We start from the raw sequence: 23302 nt of genomic DNA on the forward strand, positions 1-23302 counted from the left end.
ACGAGAGGGCCGCATGGCCGAGATTCTGGTCCTGTACTACAGCCGTGGCGGCTCGGTGGCGCGCCTGGCGCGGCAGATCGCGCGCGGCGTCGGCGAGGTGCCGGGCATGGCCGCGCGCCTGCGCACCGTGCCGCCGGTGGCGGCGGTCACCCAGACCAGCGCACCGCCGGTGCCCGACAGCGGCGCGCCGTACGTGGACGCCAGCGACCTGCGCGAGTGCGTGGGCCTGGCGCTGGGCAGCCCGACCCGCTTCGGCAACATGGCCGCGCCGGTCAAGCACTTCATCGACGGGCTCGGCGCCGACTGGGCCAGCGGCACGCTGGCCGGCAAGCCGGCGGCGGTATTCACCTCGACCGCGTCGCTGCACGGCGGCCAGGAAGCCACCCTGCTGTCGATGCACCTGCCGCTGCTGCACCACGGCTGCCTGATCGTCGGCATTCCCTACACCGAACCGCTGCTCAGCAGCACCCGCAGCGGCGGCACGCCGTACGGCGCCAGTCACGTCGCCGGCGCCGACGACGATCCGCAACCCAGCGAGGAAGAAGCGCAGCTGGCGCGCGCGCTCGGCCGGCGCCTGGCCGACATCGCGCAGCGACTGGCGGCGCCATGAGCGGCGGGCGCCTGCGGGTGGCGCTGGGGGCGACGCTGCTGGCGTTGGCGGCACTGTTCGCGACCTGGTTCCACGACGATCGCCACCGTCTCGCCGCCCTGCTGGTGTTCGCGCTGCCGCCGCTGTTGCTGGCCGTGGGCGTGCTGCGCGGCTCGGCAGTGGCACGATTCTGGAGCGGCGTCGGCGCGCTGCTGTGGTTCAGCCACGGGGTGATGACCGCCTGGAGCCACCCGCCACAGCGTGGCTACGGCTGGGCGGAACTGCTGCTGGCGCTGCTGGTGGTGGGCCTGTCCAGCGCGCCGGGCATCCGCGCACGCTTCGCCCGCCGCCGCGGCGCGGCCGGGCGCGACTGAGCGGCCGTACCGCCGCGCCCGGTATCATGGACGGCCTGCGCGGCCACGGCCGCGCCCCGACATGCTTCTAGGAACGGCAATGGAAGAACTCCTGATCGTCACCACCGGCGGCACGATCGACAAGATCTACTTCGACGACAAGTCCGACTACCAGATCGGCGACCCGCAGATCGGCCAGATCCTCAAGGAACTGGGCGTGACCTTCCGCTTCACGGTGATCCCGATCATCCGCAAGGATTCGCTGCACATCACCGACGAAGACCGCGAGCTGATCCGCGCCACCATCGCCGCGCAGTCCGCGCGGCATGTGCTGATCACCCACGGCACCGACTCGATGGTGCAGACCGGCAAGGTGCTGCAGGCGATCGAGGGCAAGACCATCGTGATGACCGGCGCGCTGAACCCGGCGCGCTTCCGCGGCTCCGACGCCGAGTTCAACATCGGCTGCGCGGTCGGCGCGGTGCAGTCGCTGCCGGCCGGCGTCTACATCGCCATGAACGGGCGCATCTGGGACCCGCAGAAGGTGCGCAAGAACGTGGCGGCGAACCGTTTCGAAGCGGCCTGAGCGGCGACGATGTCCAAGGCCACGCGCGCAACCAAGGCACTGGATGCGGCCGGCGTCGTCTACCGGCTGCATCCCTACGACTACGAAGCCGAAGCCGGCGCCAAGGGCCTGCAGGCCGCGCAGGCGCTGGGCCTGCCGCCGGAGCGGGTGCTGAAGAGTCTGATGGCCTGGGTCGACACGCGCGCGGTCTGCGTGGTGGTCCCGTCCGACCGCCGCGTGCAGTTGAAGAAACTGGCCGCCGCCGCGGGCGGCAAGGCGGCGCGGATGATGGAGGCCGCCGAGGCCGAGCGCCGCACCGGCTACAAGGTCGGCGGCATCAGTCCGCTGGGCCAGCAGCGGCCGGCGCCGGTGCTGATCGAGCAAACGGCACTGGGCGCAGGCAGCGTCTGGTTCAACGCCGGGCAGCGCGGCCTGCTGCTGGAAATGGAGGCCGGGCAGGTGCTCGACGCACTGCAGGCACGTGCCTGCGACCTGTGCGAGTGAGGCGCGTCAGTAACTCGCGGTCGCACTCACGCCCGCCACCGCGGTGACCGCCTTGATCCGCACGTAATAGACCCCGGCCGGCAAGGTCAGCGTGCAGCGCTCGGTGGTACCGGCGGCGACCGACCGGCAACCGTATGCGGTATCGGTCGGCAGGGCGCCCGCGCGCAGGTACAGATCGGCATTGCCGCTGCCGCCGCTCAGGGCCAGCGTCAGCGCCGACGTGCCGGCGGGCACGGTGATCTGGTAGTACAGCGACGTTCCCGCCTTGAGCGACAGATTCCCCATCGGCACGCCACGCACCAGCGTCTGCGCCTTCACTGTCGCCGCCACCGCCGCCCCCGCATTGACCAGCCCTGCACCGCAGCCGGCAGTGCACGCCACCGGCAGCGGGCTGGCGGTGGCCTTCAGCCGGGCCTCCAGTTCCGCCGGCGTCAGCGGATTCAGCGCTGCCGACAGCACCAGCGCGGCGACGCCGGCCACGTGCGGCGCCGCCATCGAGGTGCCGCTGTAGGACGCATACGCCGGCGCCCCCGGCCCCAGCGTGCCGGTATTGAGCGTGGACAGGATGCCCTGTCCGGGAGCGGCAATGTCCACGCCCGCCCCATAGTTGGAAAAACTGGCACGGGCGCCGGCGGAGGTGGTCGCGGCCACCGCGATCACGTTCGGACAGTTGGCGGGCACGCTGCCGGCGACATCGCTGTTGCTGTTGCCCGCAGCGACGACGACGCTGGTCCCGCGCGCAACCGCACTCGCGATCGCCCCTGCCATCGTCGGCGAACAGCTTCCGGCGGCACCCAGCGACAGGTTGATGACCTGCGCCGGCGTCGGGTTGGCGGGAACGCCGGCGATGGTGCCGCCGGACGCCCAGACGATGGCGTCGGCGACATCGGAGAGATAACCACCGCATTTACCCAGCACACGCACCGGCAGGAGCTTCGCGTTGAAGGCGACGCCGGCGACACCGGCGGCGTTATTGGTGACCGCGGCGATGGTGCCGGCCACATGCGTGCCGTGCCAACTCGAACTCGCCGCCGGCGTACCGGCACCGCAGGTATTGGCGGGATAGCCATCGCCCGGATCGGCGGCGTCACGGTCGCGGCCGCCGCCATCGCCGGCCACCAGGGGATCGCTGATGAAGTCGTAGCCCGGCAACACGTTCGCAGCCAGATCCGGATGTGCGGTGATGCCGGTATCGAGCACTGCGACCACCACACCCTTGCCCGTCGCCAGATCCCAGGCCGGGCGCACATTGATCGTCGCCGTACCGGTTCCGAACGCCCATTGTTGGGACAGGCCAGGATCGTTCGGGACCAGCGAGGGGCGCAACAGCACATCGACCTCCACGCGCGCGACGGCCGGATCGGCGGCCAGGCGCCGCATCAGCGTCTCCGCCTCGACGCGATCCAGGCTGCGATCGGCGGCGATGACGTCGGCACCGGTCGCCAGGCGCCGCAACGATGCCAGGCCGAGGGCACGGCCGCGCCGGGCCGGCAACATGCGCGCGGCCTCCGCCAGCGGTGCCGCGCGCGAGGCCAGCGCAGGCGCGGCGCCATCGCGATAGGTGACGATGAAACGCTGTGGATTCGGCGTCGTCGCCAGCGCCTGCAATCCGATCTCGCCGGCAGCGGCGGTGCCGGCGGCTGCCAGCAGCAAAAGGCACGCGGCGCTGCGGCGCCGAAGCACGCTGTACTTGAACATGAGACTCCCCCCGGGCTGTACACGTGGCGCAATCGGCCGTCCACCGCGCAGGTTCGAACGTGGCGGTGCAGGCCGCGGCCACCGCGTACGCGACAGCCGCAGAACGGTCCTGCACCGCGGATAGCGGCAAGGCGCGGATCGGGTAGAGGGCGCAAGCGGCGCAATGTGCAGACCTGTGATCGGCGACGAGCCCGTCTGTGGAATGCATCAAGACGACCGGACCAGGGCGGCCGGACGCGGACGCGGCACAAACAAAAAAGCCCCGCGCCGAAGCGCGGGGCGACCGAGAGTGGCGGCGGCGGCGTCCTGGCCGACCGCTGCGATCCGGCACCGGGAGGTGCGCGGCGGCCATGGCGCGGCCGCCGCGACGGAGTGCCTCAGTAGTCGGCCTTCAGGCTGACACCGGAGAACGTGCTGTACGCCTTCACCCGCACGTAGTAGGTGCCGGCCTGCGGGGAGTTGAAGGTGCAGCTCTCGTTGTTGCCGTTCTTGTACGGACGGCAGTCGTAGGCCGAGTCGGTCGGCGCGCTGCCGAAGCGCACGTACAGGTCGGCATCGCCGCTGCCGCCGGAGGTGGTGACCACCAGGCTGCTGGCGCCGGACGGCACCTTGACCGTGTAGTTCAGCGAGGAACCGCTGTTGGCGCTGAGGTTGGTGACCGCCACGCCATCCTGTAGTTCGTTGCTGCTGCCACCGCCACCACCACCACCACCGCTGCTGCCGCCGTTCAACGCTGCGGTGACCGCCGCGTTGGCGTCGAGCAGGCCGGCGCCGCAACCCTGCGAGCAGGAGAAGCTGGCCGCGGTGTTCTTGATGGTGCTTTCCACCTGCGCCGGGGTCAGCGCGGTCGGCGCCACCGACTGCATCAGCGCGACCACGCCGGCCACGTGCGGGGTCGCCATCGAGGTGCCGTTGTACGAGGCGTAGCTCGGGTTGCCCGGAGTGGTGGTGCCGTCGTTGAGCGTGGACAGGATGTTCGAGCCCGGCGCGGAGATGTCGATGCCCGCGCCGTAGTTCGAGTAGCTGGCCTTGGCCCGCGACGAGGTGGTCGCCGCCACCGCGATCACGTTGTTGCAGTTGGCCGGCACCGAGCTGGACACGTTGGTCGAGCTGTTACCCGCCGCCACCACCACCGTGGTGCCGCGGCTGACCGCGCCGTTGATGGCGTTCTGGTAGGTGCTCGAGCAGGTGCCGCTGCCGCCCAGCGACATGTTGATGACTTCGGCCGGGTTCTGGTTGGTCGGCACGCCGCTGACGGTGCCGCCGGAGGCCCAGGTGATCGCATCGGCGATGTCGGAGGTGTAGCCGCCGCACTTGCCGAGCACGCGCACCGGCAGGATCTTGGCCTTGAACGCGGTGCCGGCCACGCCGGTGCCGTTGTTGGTGATCGCGGCGATGGTGCCGGCCACATGGGTGCCGTGCCAGCTGGAATTGGAGGCGGGCGAACCGGAGTAGCACTCGCCGGCAGCGGCCCAGTCGCCTTCGTCGGCCGGGTTGCTGTCGCGGCCGTCGCCGTCGCGCGCCGAATCCGCATCGCTGATGAAGTCGTAGCCCTGCAGGACGTTGGCGTTGAGGTCCGGGTGGCTGGTGATGCCGGTGTCGATCACCGCCACGACCACGCCGTCGCCGCTGGCCTTGTCCCAGGCCGAGCGCACGTTGATACCGGCGTTGGTGGTGCCGAAGGCCCACTGGTCGCCCAGGCGCGGATCGTTCGGAGTCAGCGCGATGGTCATGCGCTGGTCGACCTCGACGTATTCGACGTTCGGGTCGGCAGCGATCTGCCGCATCAGCGTCTCGGCCTCGGCGCGGTCCAGCGGACGGCTGGCCTTGACCACTTCCGGACCCACCGCCAGGCGGCGCAGGCTGGTCAGGCCGAGCGCGCGGCCGTTCTTGGCCGGCAGCGCGGCGGCGGCCGACTGCAGCGTCGCGCGCAGCGCCGCCGAGGGCGCCGCAGCGGCGGCGGACGCGCTGGAGATGCTGACCGGCGCGGCATCGCGGGTCTTGACGATGAAGCGCTGCACGGTCGGCTCGGAAGACAGGCCGGAGAGGTTCACGTCACCGGCGAAGGCTGGGGTGGCCAACAGCAGGGAGGTGAGAGCGGACGCGCCCAGCACGACCAGCCACGGACGCTGGCGCGACCCACGATGCGACATTTCGGACATTCGGACTTCCTTTCGGTTGAGTAGCCGCCTGATGGCGGTGTTCCGCGCCGCACCGGTCCGGTCGAAACCTGAACCTGGCGTGCGTTGCGAGCCCGGTCGGATGGCGTGTTGCCGACCATTCATCGACGCTAGCTCAGTACAAGCGCGTATGGAGCAGGGCGTGACGGAAATCCGTTGTACAAAGCGAAGAAATGCAATGAATGTCGATGTCACAAAGAGAACTGCACCTCATTTTTGCTGCAGTGCAGCATGGAAAGACGCCAGACTCGGCAAATCAGGGGCAGATTTTTGGCTCCCGCGCGACACACGGGACAAGAAAAGGAGACAGTGGATACAGACGACAGAGGTCGCCTGCATGGCAGCGCCATACATCGGGACGGACACGGAATGTCCGGGGAGCGGACTCCCGGGAAGGCGCGATGCGGAGGCGGGGCGGCGACACATCGCACGCCCCGGCGCACCAGCGCGGACGTCGCCGGCGATGGTCGACGCTGTCGGACCATGCGCCAAGTGGCATGAGGTCCATTCGCCAGGGCAGCCAACGGCCGCCCCAGCGTTGGGCGCTCGGCTCAGCCCAGCCGCACCAGCCAGCCGTGGCGGTCGGCCACGCGGCCGTACTGGATGTCGGTGAGTTCCTGGCGCAGCGACAGCGTCACCGGGCCGGCGGGTGCGGTCAGGTCGCCGACCGCGAAGTCCTTGCCCTTGAGCTGGCCGATCGGGGTCACCACCGCGGCGGTGCCGCAGGCGAACACCTCGGCGATCTCGCCCGAGGCCACGCCGTCGCGCCACTCGTCGATGCTCACCTGCCGCTCCACCACCTGCATGCCGCGGTCGCGGGCCAGTTGCAGGATGCTGTCGCGGGTGATGCCTTCCAGGATGCTGCCCGACAGCGCCGGGGTGACCAGGCTGCCGTCGCGCATCACCAGGAACACGTTCATGCCGCCCAGTTCCTCGATGTACTTGCCCTCGACCGGATCGAGGAACAGCACCTGCGAGCAGCCCTGCGCCTGCGCCTGCTGCTGCGGCAGCAGCGAGGCGGCGTAGTTGCCGCCGCACTTGGCCGCGCCGGTGCCGCCCTTGGCGGCGCGCGCGTAGTCGGTGGACAGCCAGATCGCCACCGGCGCCACACCCTTGGCGAAATAGGCGCCGGCCGGGCTGGCGATGACGTAGTAGCCGGCCTTCTGCGCGGCGCGCACGCCCAGGAAGGCCTCGTTGGCGATCATGAACGGACGGAAATACAGGCTGGTCTCCGGCGCCGACGGCACCCACGCCGCGTCGACCGCGATCAGCTGCCGCAGCGATTCCACGAACAGCTCCACCGGCAGCTCCGGCAGCGCCAGGCGCTGCGCCGAGCGCTGCAGGCGCTTGCCGTTGGCCTCCGGACGGAAGGTCCAGATCGAGCCGTCGGCATGGCGGTAGGCCTTGATGCCTTCGAAGATCTCCTGGCCGTAGTGCAGCACCGAGGCGGCCGGGTCCAGCGCCAGCGGGCCATAGGCGCGTACTTCGGCGTCGTGCCAGCCCTGCTCGCGGCTCCATTCGATGGCGACCATGTGGTCGGTGAAATAGTTGCCGAAGCCCGGCGCGGCGAGGATCTGCGCGCGCGCCTCGGCGCTGCGCGCGGCGGTGGACGGGGTCAGGCGGAACTGCGTGGACGGCTCGGTAGCGGACACCGGGAATTCCTGTGGTAGTCGAGGGATGGCCAGGGCCGCAGCGTCGTGGCGACGGCAGCGGCGGCGCCCGATCGGGCTCCGTCGCGACGCGCGAAGCGTCGCGCGCGGGTCAGAGCATGCCGGTTTCCAGGCGCGCGGCCTCGGACATCATATGCCGGCCCCACGGCGGATCGAACACCAGCTCGACGTCGGCCTCGGCGATGGTCGGGATCATTTCCAGTTTGCTGCGCACGTCGTCGACCAGGATCTCGCCCATGCCGCAGCCGGGCGCGGTCAGCGTCATCTTGACCTCGACGGTGCGCTGGCCATCCTCGCGCGCATGCATGGTCACGTCGTAGATCAGCCCCAGATCGACGATGTTGAACGGGATCTCGGGGTCGAAGCAGGTGCGCAACTGCTGCCAGATCAGGGCTTCGACCTGCTCGTCGCCGGCGTCCTCGGGCAGTTCCAGCCCCGGCGGCGGCTCCTTGCCGATGGCGTCGCCGTCCTTGCCGGCGATGCGGAACAGATTGCCCTCCACGAACACCGTGTAGCTGCCGCCCAGCGCTTGGGTGATATAGCCGTAGCTGCCGGCGGGCAGGGTCACCGCGTCGCCCTGCGGCACCATCACCGCGGCGCAATCGCGTTCGAATTGGACAGGTTCGCTGCTGCGTGAGTACATGGGGGCGATATGGGGACAGGCCCCGCCGGTGCAAGTCGTGCAGTTTATCCGAGTGCGCGGGGCGCGCGCCGGAAGTATCCTGTACGCCTTCTCCGGGAACATCGAATGCCGCCTTCCTCCACGCCGGCCAGGCCCTCGCACTGGCTATGGCCCCTGTTGCTCGCCATGGGCTGTTTCACCGCGCTGATCGCCTGGTTGCTGGTGGCGCTGTCGCTGGGTCGCCAGGCCGGCTGGATGGCCGTGGTGGTGGCGCTGGAGATCGTCTGGATGCTGCGTTTGGGCAACCTGCCGCGCGGCCCGCTGCGCATCGCCGTGGCGATGAGCGCCACGGTGCTGGTGATCGTCGCCGCCAACTGGGGCATCGCCGCCGCGCAGATGGGCGCGGGGCTGGGCCTGAACGTCTGGGATTCGTCGCTGAAGATGGGCGCCCACTACGCCTGGACCCTGACCGTGCTGGCCAACAGCCCGGGCGACCTGCTGTGGCTGGGCATCGGCGTGGCCACGGCGTATTTCAGCGCGCGCTGAGCACGGTCGGAGCGCGGCGGACGCCGCTGGGTGGCGATGGTGGTTGCGGCCTGATCACACCCCGATCATCCGCCTTGGCCATGAGGCGCATCGTTTTTGTGGGAGCGGCTTCAGCCGCTCCTGCGCGCCCTGCACTCGCTACGTCACTCCTGCCCCGCCACTCCGCCCGCAACGGCTCAATGCCCGCCGCCATCCAGCGCCTTCAGTTCGCTGACCAGGGCGCCGGCCGCCTCGGCGCCGTCGCCGTACAGCATGCGGGTGTTGTCGGCATAGAACAGCGCGTTCTCGATGCCGGCGAAGCCGGTGCCCTTGCCGCGCTTGATGACGATGACGTTCCTGGAATTGACCACGTCCAGGATCGGCATGCCGTAGATCGGGCTGGCCGGGTCGGTCTTGGCCACCGGATTGACCACGTCGTTGGCGCCGATCACCAGCGACACGTCGGTGCTGGCGAACTCGGGGTTGATGTCGTCCATGTCGGCGATCAGGTCGTAGGGCACGCCGGCCTCGGCCAGCAGCACGTTCATGTGTCCGGGCATGCGCCCGGCCACCGGGTGGATCGCGAACTTGACCTTGACCCCGCGCTCGATCAGCCGCTGCGCCAACTCCCAGATCTTGTGCTGCGCCTGCGCGACCGCCATGCCGTAACCGGGCACGATCACCACGCGCTCGGCGTAGGCCATCATCGCCGCCACGTCGCCGGCCTCGATCGGCTTCTGGCTGCCGGCGATCGCCTGCGCCTGGCCGCCGCCGCCGAAGTTGGAGAACAGCACGCCGCGGATCGGCCGGTTCATCGCCTTGGCCATCAGCCGGGTCAGCAGGATGCCGGCCGCGCCGACCATCATGCCGGCGATGATCAGCGCCTCGTTGCCGAGCACGTAGCCCTCGAAGGCCACCGCCAGGCCGGTGAAGGCGTTGTACAGCGAGATCACCACCGGCATGTCGGCGCCGCCGATCGGCAGCGTCATCAGCACGCCCAGGGCCAGCGCCAGCACGAAGAACAGCACGATCGCCAGCGGACTCAGGCTGATCGCGGCCCAGGCGCCCACGCCCAGCATCGCCACGCACACCAGCAGGTTGAACGCCTGCTGCGCGGGGAAGGTGACGCGCTTGTCCAGGCGCCCGTCGAGCTTGGCCCAGGCGATGATCGAGCCGGACAGCGACACCGCACCGATCGCCGAGCCGATCACCGCCAGCGCCAGCGTGGTCGCATCCGGCTGGCGCGCGGCCAGCGCGGCGATCGCGGCCTCGCTCCAGTGCGTGGTATCGCGGCGCATCAGGAACGAGAAGCGCAGCAGCTCCACTGCGCCGATCGCCGCCGCCGAGCCGCCACCCATGCCGTTGTACAGCGCGACCATCTGCGGCATGTCGGTGATCGCCACCTTCTTGGCGGAGATCCACGCCGCGGCGGTGCCGAGCACGATCGCCAGCACGATCAGCGGCAGGTTGTGCAGACCCGGCAGCAGGAAGGTGGCGGCAGTCGCCAGCAGCATGCCGAAACCGGCCCAGCGGATGCCGCTGCGCGCGGTCCTGGGCGAGGCCATGCGCTGCAGGCCGAGCAGGAACAGGGTGGCGGCGACCAGATAGCTGCTCTTGATCAGGATCGGCAACAGTTCCATCAGCACGCGTGCTCCGAAAAAGGACATCTGCCCGAGTGGCAGAAGGTACGAGAGGACGCCCGGCGCGAGGCCGAGCAGTGCCAGCAGGACGGCCACGGCCAGCGCCGCGGCGGTGCGCCGATGCCGCGCATTCAATCCTTCGCCTTGGTCTTGGAGGCATCCGGCTTGCTGGACTTGAACATGTCCAGCATGCGCTCGGTCACCACATAGCCGCCGGCGGCATTGCCGGCGCCGAGCAGCACCGCGACGAAGCCGATGGCTTTCTCCAGGGTGGTGTCGGCATGCCCCAGCACCACCATCGCGCCGATCAGGACGATGCCGTGGATGAAGTTGGAACCGGACATCAGCGGGGTGTGCAGGATCACCGGCACCCGCGAGATGATCACATGCCCGGCGATGGCCGCCAGCATGAAGATGTACAAGGCCACGAACCCGTCGCTCATCGCACCATTCTCCCGGGCGCCGCGCCCGTCCGCCGCATCATAACCGCGTGCTGAACCGCTGTGCGATGCCGGCATGCGGTTGCGCAAAGGCCGCCAGGCCGGGCCGGTCAACCACGCCCGCCACCGCGCGTTAACCACGGCATCCCCCTGCTGGAAGCTAAGCTGTGCTGGTGAGCACGCCCGCCCTCGCACCGCCATCGACCGATGCCGACACCGAACAGCGCCCGCTGCCGGCGTCGCTGGACGCGTTCCTGGCCGAGATCGGGCCGCGCGCGTTCCGCTTCGCCGAAGCCGGACTGCGCCAGCGCGAGGACGCGCTGGACGCGGTGCAGGACGCGATGATCAAGCTGCTGGCCTATCGCGAGCGCCCGGCGCAGGAATGGACGCCGCTGTTCTGGAGCATCCTGCGGCGGCGCATCATCGACCTGCAGCGCCGCCGCACCTTCCGCCTGCGCTTCTGGGCGCCGACCAGCGAGCGTGACGCGGACAGCCCGCCGGACTGGGCCGACGACGGCCCCAATCCGTCCGAGCAGCACGAGCGTCGGCAGACCCATGCGCGGCTGGTGACGGCGCTGCGCGCGCTGCCCGCGCGGCAGCGCGAGGCCTTCACCCTGCGCGTCCTGGAAGAGCTGGACGTGGCCACCACCGCACGCGCGATGGGCTGCTCGGAAGGCTCGGTAAAGACCCACCTGTCGCGCGCCCGCGAGGCGCTGCAGAAACATCTGGAGGACGTCCGATGACATCCGATCGCACCCGCCCGGCGGATTTCGACACGCAGATGCGCGCCGTCCACCAGGCCGGCTTGCAGGCACTGCCCGCGCCGACCCTGGCGCGGCTGCGCGCCGCACGCCAGCAGGCCAGCCGTGCGCACGCGGCGCCAAGCCGGCGCTGGGGCTGGCTGCTGGCGGCGGTCCCGGCGCTGCTCGGCGCGGCGCTGGGCGTGCATCTGCTGCTGCGCCCCGCACCGTCGATGCCGACCACCACCACCACCACCACCACCGCCAGCGTCGCCACCGCCACTGCCACGACCGTGGCCGCGACCGCCTCGGTGCGCGCCGGCGCGGCCGCCGACAGCGACCAGGCCGCGACCGCGATGCTCGACGAAAATCCCGACCTGTACCTGTGGCTGGGCTCCGATACCTCGCTGGCAATGGAATGAACCCGATGACTCGCCTGATCCGTCTCTCCCTGGCGCTGACGCTGCTGGCCGGCACTGCCGTCCCGGCGGCCTTCGCCGCGCCGCCCCCGCCCGGGCCGCCGCCACCGCCGAGCGCGGCCGACCGCGACGACGACTCCGGCCCGCCGCTGCCCGACTGGGAACACCTGAGCCCACAGCAGCGCGAGCTGCTGATCGCGCCCCTGCGCCAGCGCTGGAACGATGCCCCGCAGCAACGCCGACGCATGTTCGAGCACGCGCAGCGCTGGCAGTCGATGACCCCCGAGCAACGCGACCGCGCACGCAAGGGCGCCCGCCGCTACGAGGACATGACCCCGCAGCAGCGCGAGGAGGCGCGGGTGCTGTTCGAGCGCATGCGCACGCTGCCGCCGGACCAGCGCAAGGCGCTGCGCGACCGCTGGGAAGCGATGACGCCGGCGCAACGCGCCGCCTGGATCCGCGCCAATGCCGGCCCGGACAACCTGCCGCCGCCGGATGCTGCCAGGTAGGCGAAACGCGGCGCCGGTTCAAGCCCGATGCGCATGGCGCGCGCGCCCTCGCCTCGTCGTGTGCGGCGCATGGAGTCCAGCGCCGCAGAAATCGCCTCGCAGGAGCAGCTTCAGCCCCCACGGCGTTCCCGGTGAACCCGGTCGCGGCTGAAACCGCTCTTGCACGGGCTCACCTTGGCCGCAGATCAGCGCCGCCCGAGCCGGCGCCCAACCATCGCGGCCGCACTCACGCCGTCCAGCGCGTCTTCGCCAGCAGTTCGTCGTTCCAGTCGTAGGCGATCGCGCCGTCCTTCAGGAACAGGGCGACGAAGTTGTAGACGTTGCGTGCGTACATCTCGCTCGCATGCACCGCGCCCATGCTGGCCAGATCCAACGGCCCGGCAATGGTCACGCCAGCGTGTTCGATGGTCTCGCCCGGTCGGGTGAGCTCGCAATTGCCACCGGTCTCGGCGGCCAGATCCACCACCACGCTGCCCGGCTTCATGCCGGCGACCATCGCCGCGCTGAGGATCTTCGGTGCCGGCCGTCCCGGCACCGCGGCGGTGCAGACCACCACGTCGATGCCTTTCAGGTGCTCGGCCAGGCGACGCTGCTGCTCCGCGCGCTCGTCGTCGGTGAGTTGCCGCGCGTAGCCGCCCTCGCCGGCGGCGCTGACCCCGAGATCGAGAAACTTGCCGCCCAGCGATTCGATCTGCTCGCGGGTTTCCGGGCGCACGTCGAAGCCCTCCACCTGCGCACCCAGGCGCTTGGCGGTGGCGATGGCCTGCAGGCCGGCCACGCCGGCGCCGACGATCAGCACCTTGGAGGGGCGGATGGTGCCGGCCGCGGTGGTAAGCATCGGGAAGAAACGCGGCGCCAGCTGCGCGGCGATCAGGGTCGCCTTGTAGCCGGCCATGCCGGCCTGCGAGCTGAGCACGTCCATCGCCTGCGCGCGGGTGGTGCGCGGCAGCCGTTCCAGCGGAAAGGCGACCAGTTGCCGCGCCTGCAGCGCCGCCGCGCGCGCCGGATCGGCCTGCGGCTGCAGGATGCCGACCACGCCGACGCCCTCCTTGAGCTGCTGCAGCGCCACCGCCGGCAGCGGCTGCACGCACAGCACCAGATCCGCCTGCGCCGGGCTGTCGGGATCGGCCAGGCTGGCGCCGGCGGCCAGGTAGGCCGCATCGACGAAGCCGGCCGACACGCCGGCCTGCGGCTCGACCCGCACCTGCGCGCCCAGGGCGACCAGTTTCTTGACCGTCTCCGGCGTCGCCGCCACGCGGCGTTCGCCCTGCGCCGATTCCTTCACCACCAGCACCTGCACTGCCATGCGATTCCCCGTGCCTTGCCTGTCGTCCGCGCCGATCCTACAGCGTCCGCACGCCAGGTGGAGGCGTCGCGCACGCCAAGTGGACATCGGCGACCGGGCGCATTGGCGCCCCCGACCCGAGGGCGCCCGGCGCACGCCGCCTCGGCGAAGGCGTGTTCTCCGCCGGGGCGGCCAGGGGCATGGCCAGGTCGGGAAGGACGCGGCGTGCGAGGAACACCGGCATCGCCGGCAAGCGATCGCCAACGCGGGTCAGGCGCAGGCGCGGCGTCAGCCGCGACCGGCCGCGCGAGGAAACCGGGTCGCGGCGGAGGAGACCGCCTGATCCCGCCAAGGCCGACAGACAGGAAACGGCGTCAGCCGCGAATGGTGCTCCGAGTAAAGCCCCTCGCGGCTGAAGCCGCCCCTACGGTCGCGACGGCAAGCGACCAACGGCCGCCGGAACGCGTCGCTGGCGATGCGCTGACGCCGCCGATACGTACAGCCGAGCAGCACGCGACACGTGCAACGCCACGGCGGCGATCGCCCGCGCCGCCGCGGTGCTCTCAGTGCAAGGTCGCGCTATGCGGATCGAGACGGTCGATGACGCCCTGCATGGCGCTGTCGAAGGCGCCGTCGTCGACGTGCGCGCGCAGCCGGCCCAGCCGCACCATCACCGCCAGTTCTTCCGGCGAGGCCACGCAGAAGCGCACGCCGCGCCGGTTGACGAACAGCAGGCGCGACGAGATCGGGCTCACCCACGACAGCTTGCCGGCCTGCATCTTGCCGTCGCGGTCGACGAAATCCAGCCAGGTGCCGATCTGCATCGTGCGGAAGCGGTCGGCATCGGCGTTGTCGAAATCGTCCATGGTCTGCGGCGGCGCCACGTCCACCGGTTGCGCCTCCTGCACCGGCGGCTGCGGCAGCGCCACCTGCGGCAGTTCCGGCAGCGGCCGCTCCAGTTCCGGACGCAGCTCGGCCACCGCCTGCAGCGTGTCGTGCAGCGCGTCGATCGCGGCCGTGGCCGCCTCGGCATGCAGGCCGACGCTGGCGAAGACCCGCTGCAGCGCGCCCTGCCAGGCCTGCAGCCAGGGCTTGCCGACGATGTGCCGTTGCGCCTCGGCGGCTTCCTCGAGCAGGCCGTCGGCCAGCGCCAGCGCATCGCGCACGCCGGGGCCGCCCTCGCCTTCGCGCAGCATCGCCATGGTCAGGTGGTGCTGCCACGGCTGCCGCAGGAACTCCTGCAGCGCCTGCGGCAACTGCCGGCCCTGCAGGCGCACCTGCAGTTCGGCCTCGGCGCGCTGCCGCGCCAGTTCCAGCTTCTCCTGGCCGCGCTGGGTCTCGGCGGCGCGGCGCTCGGCGATCTCGATGCGGCGGCGGTGCTGCACCAGGAAATCGCGGAATTCCTCCTCCAGGGTCAGGAAGATCGCCAGGTTCTCGTTGAACTCGGCCACCAGCCGGTCGATGATCTCCTCGACCTTGCCCATCAGCACGCGCTCGGCCTGGCTCTCGCCGGTGTTGCCCTCGCAGGCCTCGGCCAGCGAATTGAGCAGGCGTCGCGCCGGATGGGTCTTCTGCACGAACATGCGCCGGTCCAGCAATGCGACCTTGACGAACGGCACCACCAGCCGGCCGATCAATTCGCGCGAGCGGCCCTCCAGGTCGCGCTCGTCGAGCATCACGTCGAACAGCATGCCGACCAGGTCGATCGCATCCTCGTCGACCGGATCCAGCCGTGCGTGCGCCGGGTCCACGCCGAACTGGGTGGCGTTGGACAGCACCTCGCTCTTGAGCCGCTGCGCAAGCGACTCGCTGTCGTCGCCGATCGCCGCGCGCAGCGTCGCGCTGGGCGTGGCCTGCAGCAGCGACAGCACCGACATCATCTCGCGCTGGCTCAGCGGGCGTTGCTGGCCGACCGCCGCGGTCGCCGCGGAGGTGGCGCTCTCGCGCGCGTTGCGGGTCTGCTGCAACAGTTCGTGCAACGCCTCCAGCAACACGCCCTGACTACCGCCGGGCAGGCGCGCCTCGCCGTCGTCGTAGCGCTCGCCGGCCTGCAGGCTGCCGCGGCGCTCGGCCCAGCGGTTGACGAAGCGGTTGGCCCAGGCCGGCGCGTAGTGCTCTTCGTCCTCGCCCAGCTCGGCACCGACGCCATCCCCGGCAGCGCCTGCCTCGCGCGGCGGGCGCTGCTCCGGCGGCGGTGCGCGCCGCGGCGGCGGCGGCGGTCGCGGCCGCGAGATCTCCGGCATGATCCCGGCCTGGGCGAGGCTGTCGTCCAGGTCCTGGTAGAGCTTGCCGACCCCGGCGGTGAAGTCGCGTTCGCACAGCTTGATCAGCACCAGCCGCACTTCCGGGGCCAGGTCGCTGGTGGAGAACGCGGCATGCACGGCCACGCCGATGTGTTCGGGGCCGATCGGGTTGGTGTCCGCATCCAGCTCCAGGCCGCCGGCGATCCAGCCCAGGCGCCGGTCGATGCGGGTCAGCACCGGCTTCCATTCGCGCAGCAGCACGCTGGCGAGGTTGCGTACCGCCAGCCGCGATTCAAGCTCGTGTTCGGAGATCAGGCTCAGGCCCTGCCCGTAGCCGGCCAGGGCGACTTCGGCCGAGAGCGGCGCGCCGGCCTCCAGCGCTTCCCAGGCGGTATGCAGCTGGGCGCGGAAGCGCGCGGCGATCTCGTCGCGACGACGGCGCAGTTCGCGCATGCCGTCGAGGAACAGCAACTGCGACGCGCCGGCACTCTCGGCGCGATCGAACAGCACGTCGTCGAAATGCGCCAGCGCCGCGGCGAAGGCCTGGCCCAGCACTGGCAGCATGCCCTCGCGCGCCTGCGTCAACAGGCGCGGGTCACGCGCCGGGTGTGCGTGCGGGCTGGGGCTGAAACTCATGCGCGACGGCTCCGCGCCATGGACGGCGCCAGATAGAAGGAAGGTGGAAGACGATCGGACGCGGCCCCTGTTTCCGCTCCTGCATGGTAGGCAAGGTGTCTGAACAGCGACCGTGATGCGCTGCGCATTTCTGGCTCCAGAACGTGACCTCGTGCAGGATCGTAGGCATGGAAGGCGTCACTACGGCGGCAATGCGGCATGAATACGGCACGCCCGTCGAGGATCAGGCCGCCACCGCCACCCGTTCCAGGCGGTCGACCACGCCCTGCATGGCGCTGTAGAAGGCATCGTCGTCGCGATGCAGGCGCAGCCGGTCCAGCCGCGCCATCACTGCCAGCGCCTCGGCCGAGGCGACGCACAGCCGCCCGCCGCGGCGGTTGACGAACAGCAGGCGCGCCGAGATCGGGCTCACCCAGGTCAGTTTGCCGGGCTGCACGCGGCCTTCGCGGTCGACGAAGTCCAGCCAGGTCCCCAGCGGCAGGGTACGGAAGTAATCGGCGGTGATGTGGTCGAAATCGGTGGCCTGGACCGGTTCCGGCAGTGCCGGCACGGTCTCGGCGGCGGGCGGCTCGGGCACGTCCACGCCCGTCGCCGGCAGCGCGGCCTGCAGCGGCCGCGCGTGCGCCAGGTCGTCCAGCGCCGTGTGCAGGGCCTGCCAGGCGGCTTCGGCCGCCGCGGCGTCCAGGCCGACGCTGGTCCACAGCCGGGTCAGCTCGGCATGTTGCGGCTGCAGCCAGCCTTCTACCGGCACCGCACCGTTCTGGGCTTGGCGGCACTGCGCCAGCACCGCATCGCCCAGCGCCAGCGCCGCGGCGAGCGCGCTGCCCTGACCGTCGTCGCGCAAGGCCGACTGCTGCACGTACTGGCACCAGGACTGGCGCAGGAAGGCCTCGATGGGAAGCGGCACGGTCAGGTCGTCGCCGGCCTGTTGCAGCAGATCGTGCAGGGCCTGCGCGGCGCGCTGCCGGGCGACCTCGCGGCGCTCCTCCGCCCGTTGCAGTTCGGCCGCGCGGCGCTCGGCGATCTCCACCCGGCGCCGGTACTGCTCGTAGGCGCTGCCGAACTCGGCCTCCAGCGCCAGGAACACCGCCAGGTGCTCGTCGAAATCGCGCACCACCCGCTCCACCGCCGCCTGCGCCTGCGCCAGCAGCGCCTGCTCCGGGCCGGTGCTGCCGGCATTGCCGTCGCAGGCGTCGGCGAGCAGATTGAGCAGGCGCCGCGCCGGATGCCCGTCGCGCACGAACAGGCGGCCGTCGATCAGCGCCACCTTGGCCATCGGCACCAGCATCTGCCCCAGCAGTTCGCGCTGCGCGGGTTGCAGCACGCATTCCTCCAGCATCACATCGAACAGCAGGCCGACCAGATCCAGGGTGTCGGCATCGGCCGGATCCAGGCAGGTGCTGGCCGGGTCCAGGCCGAGCGAGGCGCCGATACCGGCGATCTGCCGGCGCAGGCCCAGCGCCAGCGGGCCGCCGTGTTCGCCGACGACGGCGAACCCGGCCAACGGCATGGTCTGCAGCAAAGACAGCACCGACAGCAGCTCGCGCGGCGACAGGCAGCGCCGGCCGTCGCCCGGGCCCGCGTCCGGCTGCGCCTCGTGCAGCAGCGCGCGCAGCGCCGGCGGCAGCACCTCCTGCTCGTTGCGCGCGTGCGCGTCCAGGGCGCGTGCGGCGCGGCGCTGCGCCGCCGACAGCGGCGCGGCGGTGTCCCAGTTCTCGAAGAAGCGGCTGATCCAGTCCGGCGCCGCCTCGTCCTCGCTCGCGCCCAGGCGCGGGATGCCGCGGCGGCGCGGGCGCCCGCTCGGCAGCGCGCGGGCGCGCGCGACCTCGTTCAGGCGCTGCTCCAGTTGCGCATACAGTTCGCCGACGCGCTCCTGCAGTTCCTGCTCGCAGATCTTGACGATCGCCAATTGTACCTGCGGCGCCAGCACCAGCCCGTGCAGCGCCGCATACACCGCCGCGCCCACGTGCTCGGGGCCGAACGGGTTGTTGTCGGCATCGATGCGCTGGCCGCCGGCGATGAAGCCGAGGAATCGGTTCAGCCGCATCAGCTCCGGCCGCCAGCGGTGCTGGATCGCCCCGGCCAGGTTGCGCACCGCCAGGCGCACGTCCAGTTCCTGTTCCGAAACCAGGCTGAGGTCGCCGCGCTCGCGCGCCAGGCTGCGCTCCACCGACAGCGGGCGGCCGGCTTCCAGCGCCTGCCAGGCCTGGGCCAGGTGCGCGCGGAAGCGCGCGGCGATCGGCTCGCGCTGCTGGCGCAGCAACTGGATCGCCTCGAAATAATCGTTCTGGGTCGGCCCGGCGCGCTCGGCCATGCGGAACAGCGCTTCGGCCAGCACATCCAGCACCTCGCCGAAAGCGCCGGCGAGCGGAACCGACACCACATCCCGGACCTGATCGAGCAGATCCGCGTTGCGGCTGGGCGACAACTCTTCAGCGTATTCAGCAAGGGTCATGGCAGTGTGATACGCAGGCAGCAGTGAGACCGACGTCAATTCGGAAGCTAGCGGCAGATCAGCAACTCAACGCGATTGTCCGTGTAACTGCGGCATCCGCTGCCGCCTGCGAGCGCCCGACTATAATTCCGCGCCCGCCCCACAGAATCGAGACTATGCGCACAATTCATTCGCTGCAAGCGCTGGATGCGCGCCGTTCAGTGCCATCCAAGCAGCTGGGCGAGCCGGGACCGGACGCGGAGACGCTGCTGGCCATGCTGCAGTCGGCGGTGCGTGTCCCCGATCACGGAAAGCTGGTGCCGTTCCGCTTCCTGCGCATCGCCGGCCCGGCGCGTCAGGCGTTGGGCGACATCCTCGCCGCGCGCACCCTGCAGCGTGATCCCGGCGCGGCGCCGGCAGCGGTGGAGAAGGATCGCGAACGCTTCGCGCATGCGCCGGTGGTGATCGCGGTCATCGCCTGCCTGCAGCGCGGACACAAGGTGCCGGAGATCGAACAGTGGATGACCGCCGGCTCGGTGTGCTTCGCGCTGCTGCAGGCCGCGCAGGCCTACGGCTTCGGTGCGCAATGGCTGACCGGCTGGATGGCGTATGACGAAACGGTGTCCGCGCGGCTGGGCCTGGCCGAGCACGAGCATGTCGCCGGCTTCATCCACATCGGCACCGCCCGCCTCGACGTGCCGGAGCGTGAGCGGCCGGACCCACGCGCGCTGCTCAGCGACTGGACGCCGTGAACGCAGGCCTGCCCCTGTCGCGGCCGCTGTACCTGGTCGACGCCAGCCTTTACGTGTTTCGCGCCTGGCATTCGATTCCCGACGAGTTCCAGGACGCGCAGGGCTGGCCGACCAATGCGGTGCACGGCTTCGCCCGCTTCCTGCTCGACCTGCTCGAGCGCGAGCGCCCGCAGCACATCGTGATCGCCTTCGACGAAGCGCTGGACAGCTGTTTCCGGCATCGTCTGTACGCCGCCTACAAGGCCAATCGCGCGCCGGCGCCGGACGCGCTGCGCCGCCAGTTCGCGCATTGCAAGGCGCTGTGCGCGGCCCTGGGCCTGGGCGTGCTGGCGCACCACGACTACGAGGCCGACGACCTGATCGGCAGCGCCCTGCACCGTGCGCGCGGCGACGGCTTCCACGGCGTGATCGTGTCCGCCGACAAGGATCTGTCGCAGCTGCTGCTGGAGTTCGACGAACAATGGGACTACGGCCGCGGCCAGCGCTGGGGCGCGGCCGGGGTCAAGGCGCGCCACGGCGTGCATGCGCACCAGATTGCCGACTATCTGGCGCTGACCGGCGATGCGATCGACAACATCCCCGGCGTCACCGGCATCGGCGCCAAGTCGGCGGCGATCCTGCTGGCGCATTTCGGCGACCTGGACACGCTGCTGGCGCGGGTCGACGAAGTGGCGTTCCTGCGCCTGCGCGGCGCCGCGCAGATGGCCGTACGCCTGCGCGAGCAGCGCGAGCACGCGCTGCTGTGGCGGCAGCTGACCACCATCGCCCTGGACGCGCCGCTGCACACGGCCACCGTTAATTTCGCCCGCGGCGCGGCCGATGCCGACATGCTGCACGGCCTGTGCGAGGCGCTGCGCTTCGGGCCGCTGACCCGACGCCGCCTGCTGCAGGCGGCCGGCCTGGAGTTTGTGGCCGGCTGAGCGCTGGCCTTCGCCACGGGCAGGCGATGCCGCTGCCCGAAGCAGGCACGCCCTCGCACGCGCTGTGCCGGTTGCACCGTGCCGTCGCGACCGGCGCCGAGCGACTCGCGCGCCGCCAGCGACCCCGGGCACGACCTGGCGCGCATAAAAAACACAACGCACGTTCTACACTGCACCGCATCGCCGGACCGCGCCGTGCGCGACCGCGCCCTCTTCCTCCGCCATCTTGCGAGCTGCCCATGCCCCGCCACGATTCCCCGCCCCGCGTCGTCTACGAAGGCAAGTACCAGCGCATGGTCGTGCGCGGCACCTGGGAGTATTCCGAGCGCGTCCACGCCGGCGGCCTGGCCGCGATCATCGTGGCGGTCACGCCGGACGACGAGGTGCTGTTCGTCGAACAGTTCCGCGTGCCGCTGCAGGCGCGCACCATCGAGATGCCGGCCGGACTGGTCGGCGACATCGATGCCGGCGAATCGATCGAGGTGTCGGCGGTGCGCGAACTGGAAGAGGAAACCGGCTGGACCGCCGAGCACGCCGAGGTGCTGCTGATCGGCCCGACCTCGGCCGGCGCCAGCAACGAGAAGATCGCCTTCGTGCGCGCCAGCGGCCTGCGCAAGGTCGGCAACGGCGGCGGCGACGCCAGCGAGGACATCACCGTGCATTCGGTGCCGCGCTCGCGCGCCGCCGCGTGGCTGGTGCAGAAGATGGGCGAAGGCTACGCATTGGATGCGAAGCTGTGGGCGGGGCTGTGGATGATCGAACACGAACTCGACGGCACGCCGCGTGGCTGAGGGTCTCAGCCACGCATTGCCGCCGCTGCTGGGCGCGGACGACCCGGCGGTGTTCAGCATCCACCGACCACACGGTACATCGCCGTTCGTGCTGCTGGCGGATCACGCGGGACAGGCAGTGCCGCGCGCGTTGCACGGCCTCGGCCTGGCGCAGTCGGAACTGGATCGGCACATCGGCTGGGACATCGGGATCGCCGGCACCACCCGCGCGCTGTCCGCGCTGCTCGACGCCTGGGCGATCGAACAGACCTATTCGCGGCTGCTGATCGACTGCAATCGCCCGCTGGCCTCGCCGACGCTGATTCCGCCGGTCAGCGACCACACCGTGGTGCCGGGCAATGCCGGGCCCACGGCGGCGCAGCGGCAGCAGCGCATCGACGCCGTGCATGCGCCCTACCACGCGCGCATCGCCGCCGAACTGGACGCGCGCCGCGCCGCCGCCCGGCCCACCCTGCTGGTGATGATGCACAGCTTCACCCCGGTGATGGACGGCGTGCCGCGGCCCTGGCATGCCGGCGTGCTCTACCACCGCGACACCCGTTTCGCCCACGCGCTGTTGCAGGCGCTGCGCGAGGAAGACGACCTGCTGGTCGGCGACAACGCGCCGTACGCGGTCAGCGACAGCAGCGACTACGCGGTGCCCGTGCACGGCGAAGGCCGCGGCCTGCCGCATGTGGAACTGGAGATCCGCCAGGACCTGATCGCCGATGCCGCCGGCCAGCAGGCCTGGGCGCAGCGGCTGGCGCGGATCTTCACCAGGCTGCAGCCGCAGTTGCTGGCGCTGGGCTGAGTAACGCCGACGCCCTTCCCGCACCACGCCTCATGCCAGCGTCGGCACTGGCATCCACGGAAACGCCTTGTAGCCCTGCACCTGCAGCGGAACGCCGAGTGCGGCGAAATCGGCCGCGATCGCCGCGGCACGAAGACCATCCAATGCCTCGCCCACGGTCAGCGACCCGGCGCGACAGGCGGCCAACGCCTGGCCGATCGGCCAGTCCAGCAGGTGCGCGACCTGCTGCGCTATCGGCTTGACGCATTCGGGCGGACAGCGCGCAAGCACCAGATCGAACGAGGCAAAGACGCCTGCACCGACGCCAACCGCGCGCGCCGCCTCCCAAGCGTCCTCGTCCGCCTCGCCGAGCGCCTCGTCCACACCCTCGACCTGCAGGAACGCGTCGTACTCCGCGTAGTAGGCCAACGCCTGCGCGTAGTCGTATAACGTCGACAGCGGGCGTTGCCGCTTCTGCACGTCGAGCACGTCGGCGAACGTCGCCGGTTCCAGGTAGGGCGCCAAGCCCAGCGCGCGCGCCGCCGCGGGCGGTGTGTCATCGTCGCCGACTGCAGTGGCTTCGTCGGGCGGCAACCAGAAGCGCGCCTGCAGCGGATCCTCGCCGGTGGCATGCACCCAGCCGAACGCCTCGTGCACGTGGCCGTCGTCGTTGCAGGCGGCAAAGGCATCCAGCGTCTCACGCAAGGTCAATAGCGGAATCATACGTCGTCGGGCAGGCAGCGCGCGGCAGCGCAGTCTACGGCAGGTGTGCGGACGCTGAAGGAGAATGAAGCCTGCGAGACCGGAGCGAGACGTCGCTGGACATCGCCTGGCGTGTCGATCCGCGACCCCGTTCGACGACGACCGCTCGCCCGCACCCAAGCAGTCCGCGACCGGCAGCGCCGCCGCGATGCGCCCCCAGTGCAGCGGTACGCGGCTGGCGCAGCGGCGCCCGCGATCCGCAACGCCCGGTTGCCCCTGCGGCCGTTCGGCATGCACTGGCCACGACGCCGCTCAG

Annotated in this window: 22 protein-coding genes; 12 read left to right on the forward strand and 10 right to left on the reverse strand. The window is 70.9% G+C overall.

Annotation, left to right across the window (positions count from 1 at the left end):
* The first annotated feature begins 13 nt into the window (after positions 1–13).
* The 4 genes from wrbA to ybaK all read left to right on the forward strand — a co-directional run bounded on the left by wrbA (position 14) and on the right by ybaK (position 2011).
* Positions 14–610, forward strand: a complete 597-nt coding sequence (wrbA, locus tag SLW56_RS04030) for an NAD(P)H:quinone oxidoreductase (protein WP_267086207.1) — start codon at positions 14–16, stop codon at positions 608–610.
* Positions 607–963 (forward strand): DUF2069 domain-containing protein, encoded by a 357-nt coding sequence (locus SLW56_RS04035; RefSeq protein WP_043093047.1) that lies wholly within the window; start codon positions 607–609, stop codon positions 961–963. Before wrbA ends, SLW56_RS04035 begins: the two co-directional genes overlap by 4 nt.
* Positions 964–1042: 79 nt before the next feature.
* Complete coding sequence (locus SLW56_RS04040; RefSeq protein WP_017909075.1) at positions 1043–1528, forward strand: asparaginase domain-containing protein; 486 nt, start codon at positions 1043–1045, stop codon at positions 1526–1528.
* A gap of 9 nt (positions 1529–1537) precedes the next feature.
* Entirely contained in the window at positions 1538–2011 is a 474-nt protein-coding gene (gene ybaK / locus SLW56_RS04045) for a Cys-tRNA(Pro) deacylase (protein WP_295860175.1), read from the forward strand.
* A gap of 6 nt (positions 2012–2017) precedes the next feature.
* Here ybaK and SLW56_RS04050 read toward each other — a convergent pair whose 3' ends face one another.
* From SLW56_RS04050 to sufT, 4 genes are all read right to left on the reverse strand, one after another.
* Complete coding sequence (locus tag SLW56_RS04050; RefSeq protein WP_295860178.1) at positions 2018–3709, reverse strand: S8 family peptidase; 1692 nt, start codon at positions 3707–3709, stop codon at positions 2018–2020.
* A gap of 377 nt (positions 3710–4086) precedes the next feature.
* Positions 4087–5862 carry a S8 family peptidase gene (locus tag SLW56_RS04055; protein ID WP_295860202.1) on the reverse strand — a complete coding sequence of 592 codons (1776 nt, stop codon included), beginning with the start codon at positions 5860–5862 and terminating at the stop codon, positions 4087–4089.
* Between the two features lie 578 nt (positions 5863–6440).
* The gene (locus SLW56_RS04060; protein WP_010341242.1) at positions 6441–7541 is read right to left on the reverse strand and encodes a branched-chain amino acid aminotransferase; all 1101 of its coding nucleotides are present in this window, start codon (positions 7539–7541) and stop codon (positions 6441–6443) included.
* Positions 7542–7650: 109 nt separating this feature from the next.
* On the reverse strand, positions 7651–8202 hold the full coding sequence (sufT, locus tag SLW56_RS04065) for a putative Fe-S cluster assembly protein SufT (protein ID WP_017909071.1): 552 nt from the start codon (positions 8200–8202) through the stop codon (positions 7651–7653).
* 105 nt (positions 8203–8307) lie between these two features.
* Here sufT and SLW56_RS04070 point away from each other — a divergent pair, with 105 nt between their 5' ends.
* Positions 8308–8727, forward strand: a complete 420-nt coding sequence (locus SLW56_RS04070) for a hypothetical protein (protein WP_267121303.1) — start codon at positions 8308–8310, stop codon at positions 8725–8727.
* Between the two features lie 176 nt (positions 8728–8903).
* Here the strand turns inward: SLW56_RS04070 and SLW56_RS04075 are convergent, their stop codons facing one another.
* Complete coding sequence (locus SLW56_RS04075; RefSeq protein ID WP_087963684.1) at positions 8904–10346, reverse strand: NAD(P)(+) transhydrogenase (Re/Si-specific) subunit beta; 1443 nt, start codon at positions 10344–10346, stop codon at positions 8904–8906.
* Positions 10347–10477: 131 nt separating this feature from the next.
* Complete coding sequence (locus tag SLW56_RS04080) at positions 10478–10789, reverse strand: NAD(P) transhydrogenase subunit alpha (protein WP_017909519.1); 312 nt, start codon at positions 10787–10789, stop codon at positions 10478–10480.
* 164 nt (positions 10790–10953) lie between these two features.
* On the opposite strand from SLW56_RS04080, the gene SLW56_RS04085 reads away from it, so the two are divergent.
* The 3 genes from SLW56_RS04085 to SLW56_RS04095 are packed head-to-tail and all read left to right on the forward strand — an operon-like array spanning position 10954 to position 12454.
* A complete protein-coding gene (locus tag SLW56_RS04085) occupies positions 10954–11529 on the forward strand; it encodes an RNA polymerase sigma factor (protein ID WP_017909518.1) in 576 nt (191 codons plus the stop codon).
* A complete protein-coding gene (locus tag SLW56_RS04090; protein WP_284467730.1) occupies positions 11526–11948 on the forward strand; it encodes a hypothetical protein in 423 nt (140 codons plus the stop codon). The genes SLW56_RS04085 and SLW56_RS04090 overlap by 4 nt, the downstream gene beginning before the upstream one ends.
* 5 nt (positions 11949–11953) lie before the next feature.
* Complete coding sequence (locus SLW56_RS04095; RefSeq protein WP_026143493.1) at positions 11954–12454, forward strand: DUF3106 domain-containing protein; 501 nt, start codon at positions 11954–11956, stop codon at positions 12452–12454.
* Between the two features lie 226 nt (positions 12455–12680).
* Here the strand turns inward: SLW56_RS04095 and SLW56_RS04100 are convergent, their stop codons facing one another.
* From SLW56_RS04100 to SLW56_RS04110, 3 genes are all read right to left on the reverse strand, one after another.
* The gene (locus tag SLW56_RS04100) at positions 12681–13760 is read right to left on the reverse strand and encodes an NAD(P) transhydrogenase subunit alpha (protein WP_320694369.1); all 1080 of its coding nucleotides are present in this window, start codon (positions 13758–13760) and stop codon (positions 12681–12683) included.
* Positions 13761–14302: 542 nt separating this feature from the next.
* Positions 14303–16618: a DUF1631 domain-containing protein gene (locus tag SLW56_RS04105; protein ID WP_267100038.1), complete on the reverse strand. Its 2316-nt coding sequence runs from the start codon at positions 16616–16618 to the stop codon at positions 14303–14305.
* 223 nt (positions 16619–16841) lie between these two features.
* Positions 16842–19073 (reverse strand): DUF1631 family protein, encoded by a 2232-nt coding sequence (locus SLW56_RS04110; protein ID WP_295841865.1) that lies wholly within the window; start codon positions 19071–19073, stop codon positions 16842–16844.
* Between the two features lie 155 nt (positions 19074–19228).
* On the opposite strand from SLW56_RS04110, the gene SLW56_RS04115 reads away from it, so the two are divergent.
* From SLW56_RS04115 to SLW56_RS04130, 4 genes are all read left to right on the forward strand, one after another.
* Positions 19229–19804, forward strand: coding sequence for a nitroreductase (locus SLW56_RS04115; RefSeq protein ID WP_017911349.1), 576 nt, complete (start codon positions 19229–19231; stop codon positions 19802–19804).
* Positions 19801–20724 (forward strand): 5'-3' exonuclease H3TH domain-containing protein, encoded by a 924-nt coding sequence (locus SLW56_RS04120; RefSeq protein ID WP_152237898.1) that lies wholly within the window; start codon positions 19801–19803, stop codon positions 20722–20724. The genes SLW56_RS04115 and SLW56_RS04120 overlap by 4 nt, the downstream gene beginning before the upstream one ends.
* Before the next feature lie 239 nt (positions 20725–20963).
* The gene (locus SLW56_RS04125; protein WP_148829884.1) at positions 20964–21515 is read left to right on the forward strand and encodes an NUDIX hydrolase; all 552 of its coding nucleotides are present in this window, start codon (positions 20964–20966) and stop codon (positions 21513–21515) included.
* On the forward strand, positions 21508–22305 hold the full coding sequence (locus tag SLW56_RS04130; RefSeq protein ID WP_267121308.1) for an N-formylglutamate amidohydrolase: 798 nt from the start codon (positions 21508–21510) through the stop codon (positions 22303–22305). The genes SLW56_RS04125 and SLW56_RS04130 overlap by 8 nt, the downstream gene beginning before the upstream one ends.
* A gap of 30 nt (positions 22306–22335) precedes the next feature.
* On the opposite strand, the gene SLW56_RS04135 is transcribed toward SLW56_RS04130, so the two are convergent.
* The gene (locus SLW56_RS04135; protein WP_320694370.1) at positions 22336–23283 is read right to left on the reverse strand and encodes a hypothetical protein; all 948 of its coding nucleotides are present in this window, start codon (positions 23281–23283) and stop codon (positions 22336–22338) included.
* Positions 23284–23302: the final 19 nt, after the last annotated feature.

The organism is Xanthomonas sp. LF07-6, from assembly GCF_034105445.1.
Taxonomy (GTDB): Bacteria; Pseudomonadota; Gammaproteobacteria; order Xanthomonadales; family Xanthomonadaceae; genus Xanthomonas_A; species Xanthomonas_A sontii.

Bases quoted from the DNA above. Each gene is read 5' to 3' on its own strand.
- wrbA (WP_267086207.1), top strand. From the start codon at position 14: ATGGCCGAGATTCTGGTCCTGTACTACAGCCGTGGCGGCTCGGTGGCG.
- SLW56_RS04035 (WP_043093047.1), top strand. From the start codon at position 607: ATGAGCGGCGGGCGCCTGCGGGTGGCGCTGGGGGCGACGCTGCTGGCG.
- SLW56_RS04040 (WP_017909075.1), top strand. From the start codon at position 1,043: ATGGAAGAACTCCTGATCGTCACCACCGGCGGCACGATCGACAAGATC.
- ybaK (WP_295860175.1), top strand. From the start codon at position 1,538: ATGTCCAAGGCCACGCGCGCAACCAAGGCACTGGATGCGGCCGGCGTC.
- SLW56_RS04050 (WP_295860178.1), bottom strand. From the start codon at position 3,709: ATGTTCAAGTACAGCGTGCTTCGGCGCCGCAGCGCCGCGTGCCTTTTG.
- SLW56_RS04055 (WP_295860202.1), bottom strand. From the start codon at position 5,862: ATGTCGCATCGTGGGTCGCGCCAGCGTCCGTGGCTGGTCGTGCTGGGC.
- sufT (WP_017909071.1), bottom strand. From the start codon at position 8,202: ATGTACTCACGCAGCAGCGAACCTGTCCAATTCGAACGCGATTGCGCC.
- SLW56_RS04070 (WP_267121303.1), top strand. From the start codon at position 8,308: ATGCCGCCTTCCTCCACGCCGGCCAGGCCCTCGCACTGGCTATGGCCC.
- SLW56_RS04075 (WP_087963684.1), bottom strand. From the start codon at position 10,346: ATGGAACTGTTGCCGATCCTGATCAAGAGCAGCTATCTGGTCGCCGCC.
- SLW56_RS04080 (WP_017909519.1), bottom strand. From the start codon at position 10,789: ATGAGCGACGGGTTCGTGGCCTTGTACATCTTCATGCTGGCGGCCATC.
- SLW56_RS04090 (WP_284467730.1), top strand. From the start codon at position 11,526: ATGACATCCGATCGCACCCGCCCGGCGGATTTCGACACGCAGATGCGC.
- SLW56_RS04095 (WP_026143493.1), top strand. From the start codon at position 11,954: ATGACTCGCCTGATCCGTCTCTCCCTGGCGCTGACGCTGCTGGCCGGC.
- SLW56_RS04100 (WP_320694369.1), bottom strand. From the start codon at position 13,760: ATGGCAGTGCAGGTGCTGGTGGTGAAGGAATCGGCGCAGGGCGAACGC.
- SLW56_RS04105 (WP_267100038.1), bottom strand. From the start codon at position 16,618: ATGAGTTTCAGCCCCAGCCCGCACGCACACCCGGCGCGTGACCCGCGC.
- SLW56_RS04110 (WP_295841865.1), bottom strand. From the start codon at position 19,073: ATGACCCTTGCTGAATACGCTGAAGAGTTGTCGCCCAGCCGCAACGCG.
- SLW56_RS04115 (WP_017911349.1), top strand. From the start codon at position 19,229: ATGCGCACAATTCATTCGCTGCAAGCGCTGGATGCGCGCCGTTCAGTG.
- SLW56_RS04125 (WP_148829884.1), top strand. From the start codon at position 20,964: ATGCCCCGCCACGATTCCCCGCCCCGCGTCGTCTACGAAGGCAAGTAC.